The following is a 14,127-nucleotide window of genomic DNA, read 5'->3' on the forward strand; positions in this document are numbered from 1 at the left end:
GAAAATAGCCGCCACCTACGGCGAAGAACCCCTCACCGGAGGAGACAATAAACATAAGTAGTCAACTCCGGCGAAGCTGTCGTTCACCGGAGCACAGCTCCAGGTGACCCGCTATAAGATCAGTGTTGCAGCATCTCCTCGACGATTTCGTCTCCATCCATTCCGGCCGGGTAGAAAGTCGGCCAGTTGTCCCTCTCTTCCAGAAGTGTTGCGTGGCTATCATCTCCCAGATAAATGTGGAAGTGCGCGGAAGCGGTGGGTTCGATGATGTGGTCGCTGAACTGGACATACTTGGGTGTATTTTGGGTATCATCTGTCCGTTCGAACAGGTAGCGGACGCCTTTTTTGCCGGATTCGTAGGTCAGAATCTGATAGCCGCTATACGCGTAAGTGCCGGTGCGTGCGGTATCGTCTTCGTAGAATGTGATGGTATCACCTGCGATCGTAAGGCCGGTGAAGGTCGACTCGTAACCGACTGTGTAGTAGTCCTTGTATTCCTCGGCTGTCTTTTCGCCGGTGTCTCTGGCTTTTTCCGCGAATACGCTATCCAGTGTGCCGTCAAGCAGATAAGGGTAGACGGATTGCCATTCGCCTTCCCAATCGCTCAAAGGCCGGTCGGCGACTTGGTTGTCCTCAAAGATGCCGTTGGCGGCATCAACTGTCGCTTGGTTCTGCAGGTTGACGGATTCGATTGTGATTTCGGTGGCAGTGGTATTGGATTCTAGAGCTTCTTCGGTTTCCGGATTGGACTGGCAAGCGGCCAAGCTCAACACGAGCAGGCTACCGATCATCCAGCGGAACGTTCTATGGTTTTGATGCATTTTGTCCTCCTGAAAATTAAATGATTATAAATCGAAATGATTACGTTTTGTATTATTGCATAGTTGTGCGAGGACTGTCAACAATAAATGAAATGATTTTGCTAAAATGAAGTCAGGATTGTGATTGAAAAAGTACAAAAAAAGACGCGCACCAGTCCGACTACTGGGCGCGTCCGCTTTTCTCTGTATTAATAGGTGTCTAGCTGCACGGTTAAGCCCTTCGGAAATTAGATAAATCGTACCTATTGCGCTCTGCGATGCTCAGTCGGCACGATTTCCTAAATTTCTTTCAGGGCTGAACGAACCCGTTCAGCTTTTCGTTTTTATAAAGATTTAGCTAAAGCTTCGACTTTCGCCAAGCCTTCTTCGATGATTGTAGCTGCTTGATCAGGAGCTGCTGCGTGTCCTTCGATGATGACTTCGCCGATGATTTCCATTCCGAATACGCCAGCAAATACGTTACGCATGTAGTTGACGCCCATGTCCATTGGAGCCATTTCAGGAGCGGAGTAGTTGCCGCCGCGTGCGTTCAGAAGGATGACTTTCTTCTCAGGCATCAAAGCAACCATTGTGCCTGTTTCATCATATTTGAAAGCAAAGCCGGCTGCAAAGATGTAGTCGATGAATGTTTGCAATTTAGCTGGGATCGTCAAGTTCCATAATGGGAAGGCGAATACGATCACGTCAGCAGCAGTCACTGCATCCATTGCTTTTTGTTTTGCTGCCAAAAGGCGTGTTTCGATGTCAGTCAATTCTTCGCCGACTGCCATTTTGCCGTATGCGCCGAAAAGATCTTGGCCCAAGTAAGGCATGTCTTCTGAAAAGACGTTGTAAGTTGTTACATTCAAAGTTTCATTTTCTTTGGCTGCTGCCAAAAAAGTTTCGTACATTTTTGAAGAAATAGCTTCTTCTGCTGGTCTGTTGTTTCCTTTTACTACCAAAACGTTCATGTGTATTCCTCCACTGATTGTATATTTTATGCGGTTTTTGTTTCACTTACCGCATGTAAGTACAGTATAACATCTCGGCTTCGAAATAAATAGTCGTAATGCTCAAAAAAATAAACAATTTGAAATTTCGCCACATTTGCACTACCATAGTAAAGAATATTTCGATAGTTTCGAAACAACGGGAGTGAATGTTTATGCAAAAATCCGGCCAAAGCAAACGGATTGAAATATTTGACGGCATGCGGGGATTGGCCTCCGTCATTGTCATGATTTTCCACATGGCGGTCTGGACAGTTTACGGCTACAGCGCCAATGAATACAAAATCTTTGCCAATCCCTTTTGGAGGGTGGCGACGCAGACACCATTGAAAATGATCTGGGGCGGCAATGAAGCGGTGCTGGTTTTCTACATCATCGGCGGTTTCGTTCTGGCGCGCCCTTATCTGAACGGGCGGAAGCTGGATTTCAAACCGTTCATCATCAAACGCTGGATCCGCCTGATGCTGCCTTATGTGCTTGTCATCGCAGTGACGGTCATCCTGATCGCGCTGTTCGGAGCCTGGAAACATGACACGATCGACTTGAGCGGTTCGTTCAATGTGAAATGGAAAAGGGTGCCGAATGCGCTGGAGATGCTGTTGTATTTTCTCGGGTATGACTACAATCTGAATATCCTCAGCGGCGCTTTCTGGAGCATGGTCCAGGAATGGCGCTTGTCCTTCATCCTGCCTTTTGTTGCGGTGGCTCTTCACCGCAACCGGACAAGGGAAGTCCTCGGATATTATGCCGTCACGCAGTTGGGGATAGAGGCGTTGACGAACTGGGGCATGCGCAGCGATATGGCTTGGCTGGCGCAGCTGTCGGAATCGCTCAACCGAACAAATTATTATGCGATCTTTTTCGTGATGGGGGCGGTGCTGGCGAAGCATCTTCCGGCCATTCGGAAATTTGTGCAGGAGCACCGCAGTTTCCGGATCCTTTCGGCCTGGGCAATTCCGTTCTTGATTCCGAGTCAGTGGATCCTGGCGGCGCTTGGTTTGTCGTTCCGGGTGCGGCACGCGCTGTTGCTGACGGGTTTGGGCATCATTTTGTTCCTGTTATTATGCATGGAATCGCCGCGTTTGACTGCCTTCTTCAAATCGAAACCGCTGCTGTTTTTGGGAAAAATTTCCTTCAGCTTGTATTTAACGCATACGACATCGATCATCCTCTTCGTGACGTTCCTCGGCCAGGTCATCCCGCCGGAAATAGCGCTGTTGCTTTCGCCGCTGTTTGCCTTGCCGGTGGCGTACTTGTGGCAGCAGCACGTCGAAACAAGGTGCCTCGGTTTGCTGAAACATTTCAAGAAATAGACGGCCAACCTGCGTCAAGTATGATACGATAAAGGAAAGCTCAGAATTCTGAAAGAACATGCAGGGGTGGACACATGTCAAAAGATATCATTTCCATCATCGTTCCTTGCCATAACGAGGAAGAGATGGTGCCGATTTTTCATAAAGAAATCACAGCGGTCAGCGAGCAGCTGCCGGATGCCGCATTCGAACTGATTTTCGTGAACGACGGATCGAAGGATGCTACGTTGACGGAATTGAAGCGATTGGCCGCGCTGGATGAACGCGTGCATTACCTTTCCTTTTCGCGGAACTTCGGCAAGGAAGCGGCGATGGTGGCGGGCCTGCGCCAAGCGACCGGGGATTACGTCGCCGTGATGGATGCGGATCTCCAGGACCCGCCGGCTATGCTGGTGGAGATGGTTGCCCTGATCCGCACCGGCGAATACGATTGCATCGGCACGAAACGGCTTGACCGCAAAGGCGAGCCACCGATCCGCTCCTTTTTCGCGAGGCAGTTCTACCATTTGATCAACCATATTTCCGATACTGAAATAGTCGACGGTGCCCGGGATTTCCGGTTGATGACGAGCCAGATGGTCGATGCCGTTCTGGAGATGACCGAATACAACCGGTTTTCGAAAGGAATCTTCAGTTGGGTCGGCTTCGAGACGAAGTACCTCTCCTACGAAAATCAGGAACGCGTCGCCGGAAAGACGACTTGGTCGTTCTGGAGCCTGTTCAAATATTCGCTGGACGGAATCGTGGCTTTTTCCGAGGCTCCGTTGGCGATTGCTGCCTTCACCGGATTCCTGTCGTTCGCCGTGGCGATTTTGGCAGCGCTGATCCTGACCGTGCGGACACTGGTGTTCGGTAACGCAACTTCCGGTTGGACTTCGCTCATCGTCATCATTTTGGGGATGGGCGGCTTGCAGTTGCTCTGTCTGGGGATCCTCGGAAAATATCTGGGGAAAACCTTCATGGAAACGAAAAGACGTCCGCTCTACATTCTGAAGGAAACGGATGTTGCCTTGCCGACTAGCCGCAAGGAGGGCCAGGACGATGACTAAACTGTTGGGCCAAGTGGTGAAATTCGGACTCGTCGGCGTAGTGGCGACGCTGCTGGATTTTCTCGTCCTTTATATTTTGGCTGATTTCATCGGCTTGCATTATCTGACGGCCGCCGCGCTGGCATTCGTGGCAGCGACGCTGTTCAATTATGCGGCGAGCATGCGCTACGTGTTTACGAGCCGCTTCGGAGCGGCGGAGAAGCGCCAAGAGTTGCTGCTGTTTGTCACACTCAGCGTCATCGGACTGGGATTGAACCAAGCGCTGATGTGGCTGTTCGTGGATCAGGTGGAAGTACACTATCTGGTGGCCAAGATCGCCGCCACGGTGTTCGTGATGGCCTGGAATTTCATTTCAAGGAAGATCTGGCTGGAGGATAAAAACGTAGGATAAAGAAAAACTTGGTTTTGGACCGGTTCTCCGGTGACAGCATGTTTGGCCAGAGATGGGGATAGAATCAGAAAGCCTACTCCGGTGAGCCGCTTTTCGCCGGAGCAGACATATGAGTCGCGTCGGCTCCTCCGGTGAAGGACTCCTCGCCGGAGGAGCCGCTTCGTTTATCCAGCGGACATCAAGTATATTAGAAAAAACGAATGCGGCTGCATCCTTTCGGAAAAGCCGCATTCGTTTTTTCTGTTAGAGTAATCAGACTTCAGTAGCTGGTCCAGCCCGCGTCCGCGGTCACGACGGCGCCATTGACGAAACTGGAGTCGTCGGATGCCAGAAAGAGTGCGACAGAAGCAATCTGATCGGGCGTCCCGAAAGCCGGGTTGATCACCATGCCGACGCCGGTCGTTTCTTGGCCAAATTTGCTGACATCGCCCATCGATTGGGCGATATTGGTAGCGACAGCTCCGGGGGCAATCGCGTTGCAGCGGATGCCTTTTTTCGCGTACATGAAGGCTGTATTTTTCGTCAATCCGATGACAGCATGTTTGGAAGCGACATAAGCGACACCGGCCCGTCCGCCGTGTAGACCGCCAATCGAAGCGATGTTGATGATATTACCGCTGCCCTGTTCCAGGAAATATTGGATGGCTTTGCGGCTGGCATACATCGGACCGGTGACGTTGACGGCGAAGACCCTTTCCCAGCGCTCGTTCGAGACTTCCCCGACCGGTTCGAAGCCGTCCATGATGCCGGCGTTGTTGACGAGGATGTCCACTTTTCCGAATAGAGCGATGGCGGTATCGATCATGGCGTCGGCATCGGCCTCGATGGAGATGTCGGTTTTTATAGCAGCGGCAGCGTCCAGGGTTTCGGCGTTGATTTCGTTTGCGACTTTCAGTGCACCCTCGTAGTTGTAATCAGCAATAACCACTTTTGCGCCTTCTTTTACGAACCGACGGCAGATTGCTTCGCCCATACCCGAAGCGCCTCCGGTCACAACAGCGACTTTGTTCGTCAATCTCATGGTGATTTCCTCCTTATGCCTTGTTGGTTCAATCATAGCACGATAGCGCTTGCAAGTGTCGGATGATGATCTGTGCAGAAGAAAAATACAAAAAGCGATGGCTTATTTTCACATTTCAGATAAAATAGAGTGATAATAACGTGGTAAAGGATGTGGAAAGCGGAAGATGACAAATTATCCATTCGACAAAGAGCGCAGCCTCCTGAAGACGGACGAATCGACCCGAATAACGATGCTGCTGCTGAATGTTTTTTTGATCGTGACCTCTGTCTCCTTGGCGATCAGCTTCTACATCCTCGCTAATCTGGAAATAAATGAAGAACCGGTCGTTTCCGACATCATCATCGTACCGGAAGGCGCGCCGGAACGGGGAGTCAAGGCCTCCGAGCTGTTGGAAGAAGGTTATTCCGAGTCCGGCAAGATCATCGTCTCGCCGCTGCTTGTGGATGCCGAACTGCTGCATCTGCAGCCATACGGCGAACTGGGCATGATGGATGATGACATACTGGCGGATTACCAGGCGACCAGCACTTGGACCAATGCCGTCTTCAGCATCGCGCTGATGGAGGAAAACGGCTATGACTCCGCAATCGTTGTTTCGAGCGATTATCACATGAACCGGGTCAAGTACAGCTTCGAGAAAGCGGCAAAAGGGAAGGACTTGACGTTCATCTACGTTTCCGCAGGTGGCCCATACGGCTTCCCTTGGATCGAAACCCAACTCGGTAGGAGATTGGCTCAGTATGAGATTTTTAAGACAGTCGGTTATTGGTTAGGGTTATATAATTTCATCGATATAGGGGAAGGCGGCTCTTGAATGGGGAGCGCGCCTTTTTTTATTTCATGGGGGATTTTCCTTATGCAAACATCCAACAAATACATACAAATCCGCACTCATGTATCCGTTTGCAATAACGTTCCCCACTTTTGCATTCTTGACGGTTATTCTTAGAAGAAACGCCGCCATGGTGCTATACTTTTTTGTATAGGAGGTGTCGAAATGCTCGTGGAAATTGTGATGGAGAACTTTTTTTCCTTTAGGGATGAGGCTACTTTTTCGATGGTTGCCAGTCCAATCGCTGAACACCCGGAGTCCGTCTATGGCAAGGACAATATCGCTGTGACGAAATTGGCGACGATCTATGGGGCGAACGCCAGCGGAAAAAGCAACTTGCTGAAGGCAATGAAGATGATCCAGGAAGGCGTACTGTTGCAGAATTACACGTCCACGGAATGGCTGAACCACATTGAACCATTCCATCTGGATGCGCGCACCGAGAAAAAGGACACAATGTTGGAAGCCAGCTTCCTTTTGGCCGGTAGGCTTTATCGCTACGGTTTTTTCGTCAATCGCAAACGGGTGACCGAGGAATTCCTTTATCTGGAAGGCGAAGCGCAGAAGGATCTGTTTTTCCGGAATGCGACAGGCAAAATCGTCGGCGGGGAATGGGCCGAACTGTTCAACCACATCATTCTGGATGATACGCGGTTGGCCTTGTCATCCTTGCTTTCAGCACCTGAATCAGCCGAACATCCGGATTTGAAACTGTTTCTTGAGTGGTTCACGGAGATGCGCATCATCCTCGATGCGTCGAAGATCGGATTGTCCATTTCGATGGCGAAGATGCACCTGTCCAAATACAAACATAATCTCTTGGCCTTGATCCGCGTGGCCGATCCATCCATTCAGGATATCGTTCTGCATGAACTCAGCAATCCGCGCAATGGCCGATCAGAACTGGCATTTTTCGTCGTTAAGACCCGGCGCAATGAAGCAGGGGAAGCAGAGCCGCATTGTGAAAATTTTCGATTCCAGGATACCGAATCAGCCGGGACAGTCAAACTGTTGGCATTGGCCGGCCCGATCATCGAGGCGCTCGAAAAGGGTGGCCTGTTGATGGTCGATGAGATGGACACGCAATTCCACACCTTGATGACGCGCTATGTGCTGGAACTTTTTTCCGGTGAAGTCAACGATAAAGGCGCCCAGATGATCTATTCGACGCACGATATCACGAACCTGTCCAGCAGCCTTTTCCGCAGGGATCAAGTCTGGTTCGTGGAAAAGGACAGCTACAGCGCCAGCCACCTGACTTCCTTGGTGGAATATCGTTTTGATGACGAAGAAAGGAAGAACAGTTTTGAATTTTACCGCAACTACCTGAACGGCAAATACGGGGCGATCCCGTTCCCGTTGCCGGTGGATTGGTGGGTCGACAATGGAAAATAGAAGAAGGGGCCATAAGAAAAAATTTGAACGGCCGGTCGGAACGAAACGGCCGGAAAAAACTTTCCTGATCCTTTGCGAAGGCACCAAGACAGAGCCGAACTACTTCCGCAGTTTTCACGTCATCTCTGCGCAGGTCGAAATCGTCGGGACGGCGATGAACACGATGTCCTTGGTCAACCATGCGCGCGAAGTTATCGATACCCGGCGTGACGAGTATGATGAAATTTGGCTCGTTTTCGACAAGGATTCCTTCGACCGGGACATCTTTAATGAAGCTGTTTTTTTCTGCGAAACGCATTACCGGCAAGGTTTCCGTGCTGCCTACAGTAACGAAGCTTTCGAAATCTGGTATCTGCTGCATTTCGAACTGATCAAAAAATCGATTTCGCGTTTCCATTACCCTGACATGCTGTCGAAACGGCTGGGATTTTTCTACAAAAAAAATCATCCGCATATGTACAACGTATTATTATCAAGGCAGCCGGCCGCCATCCAGAATGCCAAGAAACTCTACAGCCAGCGCTCGCCTTCGCCAGCCCGGGACAACCCATCCACTACCGTATTCATGCTGGTGGAGGAACTGAACAAACACTTGCGAAAATAATTTAAAAAATTTGAAAATAAAAAAAGCTGGCGCGAATTATTGCGGATAATACCAGTGTAGGTCTTATCAAGCAGCAAAGGCCACTTAACAAGACGAGAAGGGATCGATTGCATATGTTCATGACACCGGTATTAGGGATGGATTTCACGGAGGACAAAAAAGGGGTCGTCATTCATTTTGTTGAAGACGACGCAGTGGCGGAAGAGTATCTGTTTGAAACGACGGATGAGGCGGCCGCATTTTTCAGAAGCTGCCAGAACTTGTGCGATGAGGTCAAAGAGGAGCCGCTTGAGACTCAATATGCCATCATCAGAGAGTTTTTGGATCTGGATATCGGTAAATTCAACTACGAACGCGCTTATTATTGATGGGAAACACAAAAGAAGGCCAGCCCCGGTATGATTCGGGGCTGGCCTTCTTTTTCTGGCGCCGGAATCGGCGCGCTGTTCCGGCGAGGGTCCTGTTCGCCGGAGGACACCGGTAATAATCGCCCTCACCTTCGGTGAAGCCGGCCTAATCGGAGGAGGCAGTGAAAAATGTAGGCTCACCTCCGGCGAAGCCTGCGTTCACCGGAGAAGGGATTTTAATGCATATTCAACGGCACCGGCGGCAGCGACAGAGGTGATCCGGATCCCCTATGCATGTTTCTGGTATCTTTCAGTATTGGCGCACCTTCAGTTGCTGGCCGATCAAGATCAAATCGCCCGATAGCTGATTCAGCTGCTTCAGCGTAGCCGGGGTCGTTCCATATTTGCGCGATAGCGCCCAGAGCGTTTCACCTTTCACGACGCGGTGCAGCAGGAATGTGCCTGGTGCGCTCGCAAAGGGAGGCAGCGCGGAGAGGCCGGCTTCGATGTCCTGGCGGAACCGGGCCTGGGATACACCCCAACTCGCGAGATAGCCATCCGGATCGGTATGGTTGGTTCCGCCGACATTCTTGGAAACCCAGGAATGGGTTTTGATGCCTCTGTCCTGCACGCTCGTCCCGTTGTTCAGCGTGCAGGGGATGCCTGCTTCCAGCGCTAATTTTTGCAGCAGCCAAACATAGGCTTTGCAATCCTGTTCAAAGATGGAGCGATTGTTCGTCCGTGCCAGCTCGACTTGGGCATAGGCATAGCCGTTCGCTTTCGGGCCGACACCCCATTGGACTTTGCCGGTGTTGGCGATCTGGATTATTTTCCCGCCTCCGCCGACCCAGTGGGAAACAAAGGCGTTTTGCCAGTTGCGTTGCATGTAGCTGACTTCGTTCTCGAGGCTGTTGCGGCCGACGTTGTCCGGGTTGCCGGACTCGTGGGCAATGATCAGGTTGGCCGCAGTTAGTGAATTCTGATAAATGGAAAAAATACGCTTTTCGATTGTGTAGTTCATGGTGTTCCTCCTCGTGTTTGTTCTTGATGGGATAAGCGACAAAAAAGGTGCCTCCGAATGAGACACCCTTGGGCGTTGTTGATGAAAACTTAAGCTAAGTTTGTTTATTCGGCTTCGGCGATCAGGTCAGTGATGGTGCGTTCCACGTAGCGGGCGCTGTTGACTGCCGTGAAGGGGTTGATGCCTTTCACTTCGAACGCGTTCAAGCCGATGATGGCGTCCATTGCCGGTTGCAGTTCAGCCGATGTTAAGCCGCTTTTCGGCTTCTTGACACTCAAGTTGCGGGTTTTCCCGTCGGCCGTCAAAAATTTCAATTCCAAGGTTACTGTTGTCGTCATGTTCATTTCCTCCTAGATGTCTGATGGGTAGTGATTATCGAGCTGCTTTCGGTTGGCTTAGGCGATGGAGTAGCGGTTCTTTTCGACAACGACTGCGTAGGCTGCAGGCAGGTCTACGAGACCGGATACGGCTGATTGGAAGGATTGGACCTGTTCAGCAGTGACGCCTGGTTTCAGGTTCGCGAATGACTGTTTGATTTCCTTCTCGTTTGCAAAATCATTGAAATAAAGCTCGATGTTTCCTTCTTCGTATTGTTTCACCATTTGGCATTCCTCCGTTTTCTTTTCTGGTAAGTGTCATGACTACTTACACCTATAACGACGAAGGGGGACAGGCAATATGTAACCCTGTCTTTCAGACCTTCAGAAAAGGGCTGGCTTTGGTTTGGATGTGGCGTCTTCTTTTGTAGATCGTTTTACGCGAAATCTTTTGTTTTTTGGCGATTTCGGTGATGTTCAGTCCTTCCAGTGCGTCCCGCAGATAGGCATTCTCCTCGGCTGTCAGACAGGCGCAAAGGCGTTGCAGCAGATCTTCTTGCTCCAGTTGGTCTTCAAATGAGGCTGCATTGGGGATTTCTTCCAGCGCCTCTTCGGATAGGTAGGCTTCGCGGCTTTCTTTTTTCCGGTCCTTGCGGATTTGGTCCAGGAAGGTCCAGTGGATTTTTTGTTTGGCATAGCTGACGAAAAGAAAGCTGTTCTCGGTTGCAAGCGCGTCCTTCAGGCAAGTTTCGTAAGTGTCAAAAAGGGTGATCAGCCCTAATTGGTAGAAATCGTCGTAGTCGTTGTGGTCCGGATGCCGATTGATTGTTTTCAGACAATGATGGATGACACCCGCGTACAGCTCGCTCAAAAGTGTGGCGGCTTCATCGGTGCAGATTCTTTTTTTGATATTCATGGTTTTGCCTCCGTAATGTAGTGGATGGCGTGATGCAGGGGATGTCCCTGTGCATGCTCATCACGGCCCGGCAAGCTTGCTGATGCCCATATTAGCTTTCCGGAGGCGTAAGGGTCAAAACGGCAAATGCGGCAAAAAATATGACAAAACCGAAGATAATCAAACATTTGCATACAAATTTTCCGAATATGCGACAAAATGTAAGCGTTCTTATGTCATTCTGATAAAAAGTAGTATATATTTTTGTTAGACATTCCTAGTTGGGGGGATTTTATGGGAAATAAAGAAGCTAAAAATTATCGTAAGGTGCTGAATCGGCAATTGGCGCACCAATCCACTGAAAAGAGAAGCAAGCAGACTGAAGCGCATCACATAAGCGGTTCAGCGGCAACCAAAGATGTGGGCAAAATACTCGATCCAGCAACGTTGGATGCAATCATGTCGCATTTCCGCACGTCGCTTGAGGCATCGTTTGCGCATAAAAGCCAGAAGAATGAGGAGCCGGAACCATTCCTTGTCCTGCTCGATCCGGAAAGTATCCAGAGCTATCTGGATAAGGCTTGGGATCTGGACCGGTTTGTGCTGGACAACAGTTTTCTCTACCTGCTTAGTCTGGACCCTAAGCTGCACCGGACCGATTTCAAGACACTCATCTTCTTCAAGGACGGCCGCCTCATCAAGACACGCGAAAGCAGCAATAATGTGATGCGTTCGTTTTTTGAATTAATCGGGTTCAGTTATGATTTCATTCGGGGAATCTCGACGCGTGTCAACGGAAAAGAGGGCCATTGCGTGCCTTATATTCTCGGGAGATACAGTTTTTTGCCGTTGAGCGGACCGACCCGCAGGCAGAGTTCGTGGGTCAACCTTTCGAAGGTGCAGCATTATCGGGCTCTGAAAGGGGAAAAGGGGGTGGAAATCCATTGTGAAAATCAGCATGTTTTCCAGCTTCCGGTGCGCCCGCAATTTTTTGTCGATAAGGTCAAACAGGCTGGCCAGACTATCCATCGCCAAGAGCATCTTTTACGCAATGTTTTGAAGAATTTCGATTATGTCGACGGAAGGAAAGTGGAGCGTGAGAATAATCTGTTAGGGAATGCATTTCATGCGCACACCGATCGGATCTCGCTGATCTCGATGGAAGATTACATCCGGATTTTTCAATTTTCCTTTGCAGAGACGGCTTTGAAGCATCCTTCGTTGCGTGACAATCCAGTGACGGACGAAGCGCTGCACCTCTTGAGAGAGAATCTTTACGACGATTTGCCTCATCTCAGGAACACGGCGCGATAGCCAGCCGCACAGATTTTTGATTTGTATGCTATTGCAACAGCTATCATTTGTGATTCAGGTGGAAGTATTTTACAATGAGTTTAAAGAACACATCATCAGTAATGGGAGGAATCGTAATGGATAAAAGAATCGAAGGTACCTTTGCTAATCAGGAAATGGTGATCGATGAAATCACGCATCTGATCAAGCATGAGGGGTATGCGCCTGAGCAACTGCTGGTCATCACCCGCAACGGCAAAAGTAATTACATTACGGAAGAGACGGCGGTGCAGGTAATCATAACCGGGGAAGACCGCGAGGAAGATTCATTATGGGACAAGATCGTTAAATTCTTTACGGTTGATTTGGACGAAGAAGAGGAAGAAACTATTTTTGAACGTTACGGCATTGATGAGGATACGTACGAACGCTTTGAGGATGCGTTGGATGATGGGGAATTGTTGCTTCTGATCGATGATGCGGCTCCAATCAATGATGAGCATGCTGAGTTTCTTGTGCGCGATGGCATTTTGCCTGACGAAAAAGTCGTCCCTGTCGAAGCAGTCACAGCTGTCACTGCCACGAAACCGGATTGGACGCCTGCCGAAAGCGAGGAAGTCGGCGATGTGCCGGCTCATTCCATCGAAGCCGCGAAAAAAATTGAAGGCACTGAAGCTGAAGTTGCTGCGCCGACTCAACCAGCCGATGTGACCGACGATATCATGGGACAGCCAATCGAAACGGAAATCACTACTGTCGCTGCGACCAAACCGGATTGGACACCCGTAGACAGCGAAGAAGTCGGGGAAGTACCGGCTCATTTCATCGATGACGCGAAAAAACTGGAAGCCACCGAAGTTTCAGCTGAGTCACCGACTCAGCCCGCTGATTTGATCGACGATATCACCGGACAACCGATCGAAGCGGAAAAGGTAGCGGACCCTATGATGGCTGAGGACAATCAAAAACTTCCGGAGATGCAGTTCGACGAAGACGATTCCTTAGTGAAAATCGCGGAAGAGAAAGAACAGTTTTCCAAAGACCCGTTCGGAGGCGACACTGTCGTTGCCGCAGCCGGCGAAGATGCGGAAGATATCGAACCTGATTATGACGAGACGGACAAACCAAAACCGGCTCTGTGATTGATGAAAACACCAAAGGCTGCCTCGAAAATGGTATGCCACCCGTCAATAGGACAGTAAAATATTTAAACAGTTTTACAGACTGCTCCCCGTAATGTGGGGGCAGTTTTTTTCGTATATAAACCTGCCGCGCTTACGCTTGGCGGCCCACACGTTTTATGAGCGAAGCACAAACCGCTTCACTCACCAAACGTGAGGGTGCATTAGGCGGCCTCGAAATACTGGTCATGAAACTCCATTGGAGTCATGATATGCAACTTTCTTTGGATGCGTCTATTGTTGTAGTATTCCATATAATCGTGGATCATCTTAACCAAAGAAGAACGACTCGTAAATTTTCGACGGTAATATTTTTCACGCTTGATCAAGGCCCAAAACCCTTCCATAGGGCCATTATCAATACAACGGGCGACACGGGACATGCTTTGTATCATACCAGCCTCTTTCAAACGCGCATTGAATTGCTTGCTTGTATATTGAAATCCGCGGTCACTGTGAAACAACGGATGAGCATCTGGCTCATTTTGTATGGCCGCATCAAAAGTCTGGAGGACTAGCGGCATATCGTTTCGATCACTAATGATGTATGCGACAATTCGGCGGTCATAAAGATCTAAAATGGCACTCAAATATACTTTCTTGATTGCCGGTCCTTCGTAATACTTGAATTCGGTCACATCGGTCAACCATTTTT

The 14,127-nt window shown here is 49.7% G+C and carries 17 protein-coding genes; 9 read left to right on the forward strand and 8 right to left on the reverse strand.

Translation table 11 applies throughout. The features are described 5' to 3' along the window. Nucleotides 1-119: 119 nt before the first annotated feature. Both C7R73_RS07155 and C7R73_RS07160 read right to left on the reverse strand, forming a co-directional pair. Nucleotides 120-821, reverse strand: coding sequence for a metal-binding protein ZinT (locus C7R73_RS07155; protein WP_106449836.1), 702 nt, complete (start codon nt 819-821; stop codon nt 120-122). Between the two features lie 323 nt (nt 822-1,144). Continuing rightward, entirely contained in the window at nt 1,145-1,771 is a 627-nt protein-coding gene (locus tag C7R73_RS07160) for an FMN-dependent NADH-azoreductase (protein WP_106449837.1), read from the reverse strand. A gap of 194 nt (nt 1,772-1,965) precedes the next feature. Between C7R73_RS07160 and C7R73_RS07165 the strand changes: the two genes are divergently transcribed. The 3 genes from C7R73_RS07165 (at nt 1,966) to C7R73_RS07175 (ending at nt 4,563) form a co-directional block, all read left to right on the forward strand. Continuing rightward, entirely contained in the window at nt 1,966-3,123 is a 1,158-nt protein-coding gene (locus C7R73_RS07165; RefSeq protein ID WP_161525892.1) for an acyltransferase family protein, read from the forward strand. 74 nt (nt 3,124-3,197) lie between these two features. After that, entirely contained in the window at nt 3,198-4,172 is a 975-nt protein-coding gene (locus tag C7R73_RS07170; RefSeq protein WP_106449839.1) for a glycosyltransferase family 2 protein, read from the forward strand. Next, nucleotides 4,165-4,563 carry a GtrA family protein gene (locus C7R73_RS07175; protein ID WP_106449840.1) on the forward strand — a complete coding sequence of 133 codons (399 nt, stop codon included), beginning with the start codon at nt 4,165-4,167 and terminating at the stop codon, nt 4,561-4,563. Before C7R73_RS07170 ends, C7R73_RS07175 begins: the two co-directional genes overlap by 8 nt. 259 nt (nt 4,564-4,822) lie before the next feature. On the opposite strand, the gene C7R73_RS07180 is transcribed toward C7R73_RS07175, so the two are convergent. Beyond that, on the reverse strand, nt 4,823-5,584 hold the full coding sequence (locus C7R73_RS07180) for a glucose 1-dehydrogenase (RefSeq protein ID WP_106449841.1): 762 nt from the start codon (nt 5,582-5,584) through the stop codon (nt 4,823-4,825). A 166-nt stretch (nt 5,585-5,750) separates the two neighbouring features. On the opposite strand from C7R73_RS07180, the gene C7R73_RS07185 reads away from it, so the two are divergent. From C7R73_RS07185 to C7R73_RS07200, 4 genes are all read left to right on the forward strand, one after another. Then, nucleotides 5,751-6,401: a YdcF family protein gene (locus C7R73_RS07185; RefSeq protein ID WP_106449842.1), complete on the forward strand. Its 651-nt coding sequence runs from the start codon at nt 5,751-5,753 to the stop codon at nt 6,399-6,401. Between the two features lie 183 nt (nt 6,402-6,584). Then, nucleotides 6,585-7,814 carry an AAA family ATPase gene (locus C7R73_RS07190; RefSeq protein ID WP_106449843.1) on the forward strand — a complete coding sequence of 410 codons (1,230 nt, stop codon included), beginning with the start codon at nt 6,585-6,587 and terminating at the stop codon, nt 7,812-7,814. Continuing rightward, nucleotides 7,804-8,418, forward strand: coding sequence for an RloB family protein (locus tag C7R73_RS07195; RefSeq protein ID WP_106449844.1), 615 nt, complete (start codon nt 7,804-7,806; stop codon nt 8,416-8,418). The genes C7R73_RS07190 and C7R73_RS07195 overlap by 11 nt, the downstream gene beginning before the upstream one ends. Nucleotides 8,419-8,531: 113 nt before the next feature. Further along, entirely contained in the window at nt 8,532-8,786 is a 255-nt protein-coding gene (locus C7R73_RS07200; RefSeq protein WP_106449845.1) for a hypothetical protein, read from the forward strand. Nucleotides 8,787-9,075: 289 nt separating this feature from the next. Here C7R73_RS07200 and C7R73_RS07205 read toward each other — a convergent pair whose 3' ends face one another. From C7R73_RS07205 to C7R73_RS07220, 4 genes are all read right to left on the reverse strand, one after another. Beyond that, nucleotides 9,076-9,786, reverse strand: a complete 711-nt coding sequence (locus C7R73_RS07205) for a LysM peptidoglycan-binding domain-containing protein (RefSeq protein ID WP_106449846.1) — start codon at nt 9,784-9,786, stop codon at nt 9,076-9,078. A gap of 104 nt (nt 9,787-9,890) precedes the next feature. Then, nucleotides 9,891-10,124: a DUF2922 domain-containing protein gene (locus C7R73_RS07210; RefSeq protein WP_161525893.1), complete on the reverse strand. Its 234-nt coding sequence runs from the start codon at nt 10,122-10,124 to the stop codon at nt 9,891-9,893. A 57-nt stretch (nt 10,125-10,181) separates the two neighbouring features. Next, nucleotides 10,182-10,388 (reverse strand): DUF1659 domain-containing protein, encoded by a 207-nt coding sequence (locus C7R73_RS07215; protein WP_086985959.1) that lies wholly within the window; start codon nt 10,386-10,388, stop codon nt 10,182-10,184. 91 nt (nt 10,389-10,479) lie between these two features. Next, on the reverse strand, nt 10,480-11,019 hold the full coding sequence (locus C7R73_RS07220; RefSeq protein WP_106449848.1) for a sigma-70 family RNA polymerase sigma factor: 540 nt from the start codon (nt 11,017-11,019) through the stop codon (nt 10,480-10,482). 273 nt (nt 11,020-11,292) lie between these two features. Between C7R73_RS07220 and C7R73_RS07225 the strand changes: the two genes are divergently transcribed. Together C7R73_RS07225 and C7R73_RS07230 are read left to right on the forward strand one after the other, a co-directional pair. After that, nucleotides 11,293-12,312, forward strand: coding sequence for a competence protein ComK (locus C7R73_RS07225; RefSeq protein ID WP_106449849.1), 1,020 nt, complete (start codon nt 11,293-11,295; stop codon nt 12,310-12,312). Nucleotides 12,313-12,428: 116 nt separating this feature from the next. Further along, nucleotides 12,429-13,433, forward strand: coding sequence for a general stress protein (locus tag C7R73_RS07230; RefSeq protein ID WP_161525894.1), 1,005 nt, complete (start codon nt 12,429-12,431; stop codon nt 13,431-13,433). 203 nt (nt 13,434-13,636) lie between these two features. Here the strand turns inward: C7R73_RS07230 and C7R73_RS07235 are convergent. After that, nucleotides 13,637-14,127, reverse strand: a 491-nt coding sequence (locus C7R73_RS07235) for an IS3 family transposase (protein ID WP_153060373.1), incomplete at its 5' end; no start/stop codon positions are given.

The sequence above is a fragment of the Trichococcus alkaliphilus genome (genome assembly GCF_003008695.1).
Classification (GTDB): domain Bacteria; phylum Bacillota; class Bacilli; order Lactobacillales; family Aerococcaceae; genus Trichococcus; species Trichococcus alkaliphilus.

What these genes read in the sequence shown, in the direction of transcription:
- C7R73_RS07155 (WP_106449836.1), bottom strand. Translation starts at nt 821, where the DNA reads ATGCATCAAAACCATAGAACGTTCCGCTGGATGATCGGTAGCCTGCTC.
- C7R73_RS07160 (WP_106449837.1), bottom strand. Translation starts at nt 1,771, where the DNA reads ATGAACGTTTTGGTAGTAAAAGGAAACAACAGACCAGCAGAAGAAGCT.
- C7R73_RS07165 (WP_161525892.1), top strand. Translation starts at nt 1,966, where the DNA reads ATGCAAAAATCCGGCCAAAGCAAACGGATTGAAATATTTGACGGCATG.
- C7R73_RS07170 (WP_106449839.1), top strand. Translation starts at nt 3,198, where the DNA reads ATGTCAAAAGATATCATTTCCATCATCGTTCCTTGCCATAACGAGGAA.
- C7R73_RS07175 (WP_106449840.1), top strand. Translation starts at nt 4,165, where the DNA reads ATGACTAAACTGTTGGGCCAAGTGGTGAAATTCGGACTCGTCGGCGTA.
- C7R73_RS07180 (WP_106449841.1), bottom strand. Translation starts at nt 5,584, where the DNA reads ATGAGATTGACGAACAAAGTCGCTGTTGTGACCGGAGGCGCTTCGGGT.
- C7R73_RS07185 (WP_106449842.1), top strand. Translation starts at nt 5,751, where the DNA reads ATGACAAATTATCCATTCGACAAAGAGCGCAGCCTCCTGAAGACGGAC.
- C7R73_RS07190 (WP_106449843.1), top strand. Translation starts at nt 6,585, where the DNA reads ATGCTCGTGGAAATTGTGATGGAGAACTTTTTTTCCTTTAGGGATGAG.
- C7R73_RS07195 (WP_106449844.1), top strand. Translation starts at nt 7,804, where the DNA reads ATGGAAAATAGAAGAAGGGGCCATAAGAAAAAATTTGAACGGCCGGTC.
- C7R73_RS07200 (WP_106449845.1), top strand. Translation starts at nt 8,532, where the DNA reads ATGTTCATGACACCGGTATTAGGGATGGATTTCACGGAGGACAAAAAA.
- C7R73_RS07205 (WP_106449846.1), bottom strand. Translation starts at nt 9,786, where the DNA reads ATGAACTACACAATCGAAAAGCGTATTTTTTCCATTTATCAGAATTCA.
- C7R73_RS07210 (WP_161525893.1), bottom strand. Translation starts at nt 10,124, where the DNA reads ATGACGACAACAGTAACCTTGGAATTGAAATTTTTGACGGCCGACGGG.
- C7R73_RS07215 (WP_086985959.1), bottom strand. Translation starts at nt 10,388, where the DNA reads ATGGTGAAACAATACGAAGAAGGAAACATCGAGCTTTATTTCAATGAT.
- C7R73_RS07220 (WP_106449848.1), bottom strand. Translation starts at nt 11,019, where the DNA reads ATGAATATCAAAAAAAGAATCTGCACCGATGAAGCCGCCACACTTTTG.
- C7R73_RS07225 (WP_106449849.1), top strand. Translation starts at nt 11,293, where the DNA reads ATGGGAAATAAAGAAGCTAAAAATTATCGTAAGGTGCTGAATCGGCAA.
- C7R73_RS07230 (WP_161525894.1), top strand. Translation starts at nt 12,429, where the DNA reads ATGGATAAAAGAATCGAAGGTACCTTTGCTAATCAGGAAATGGTGATC.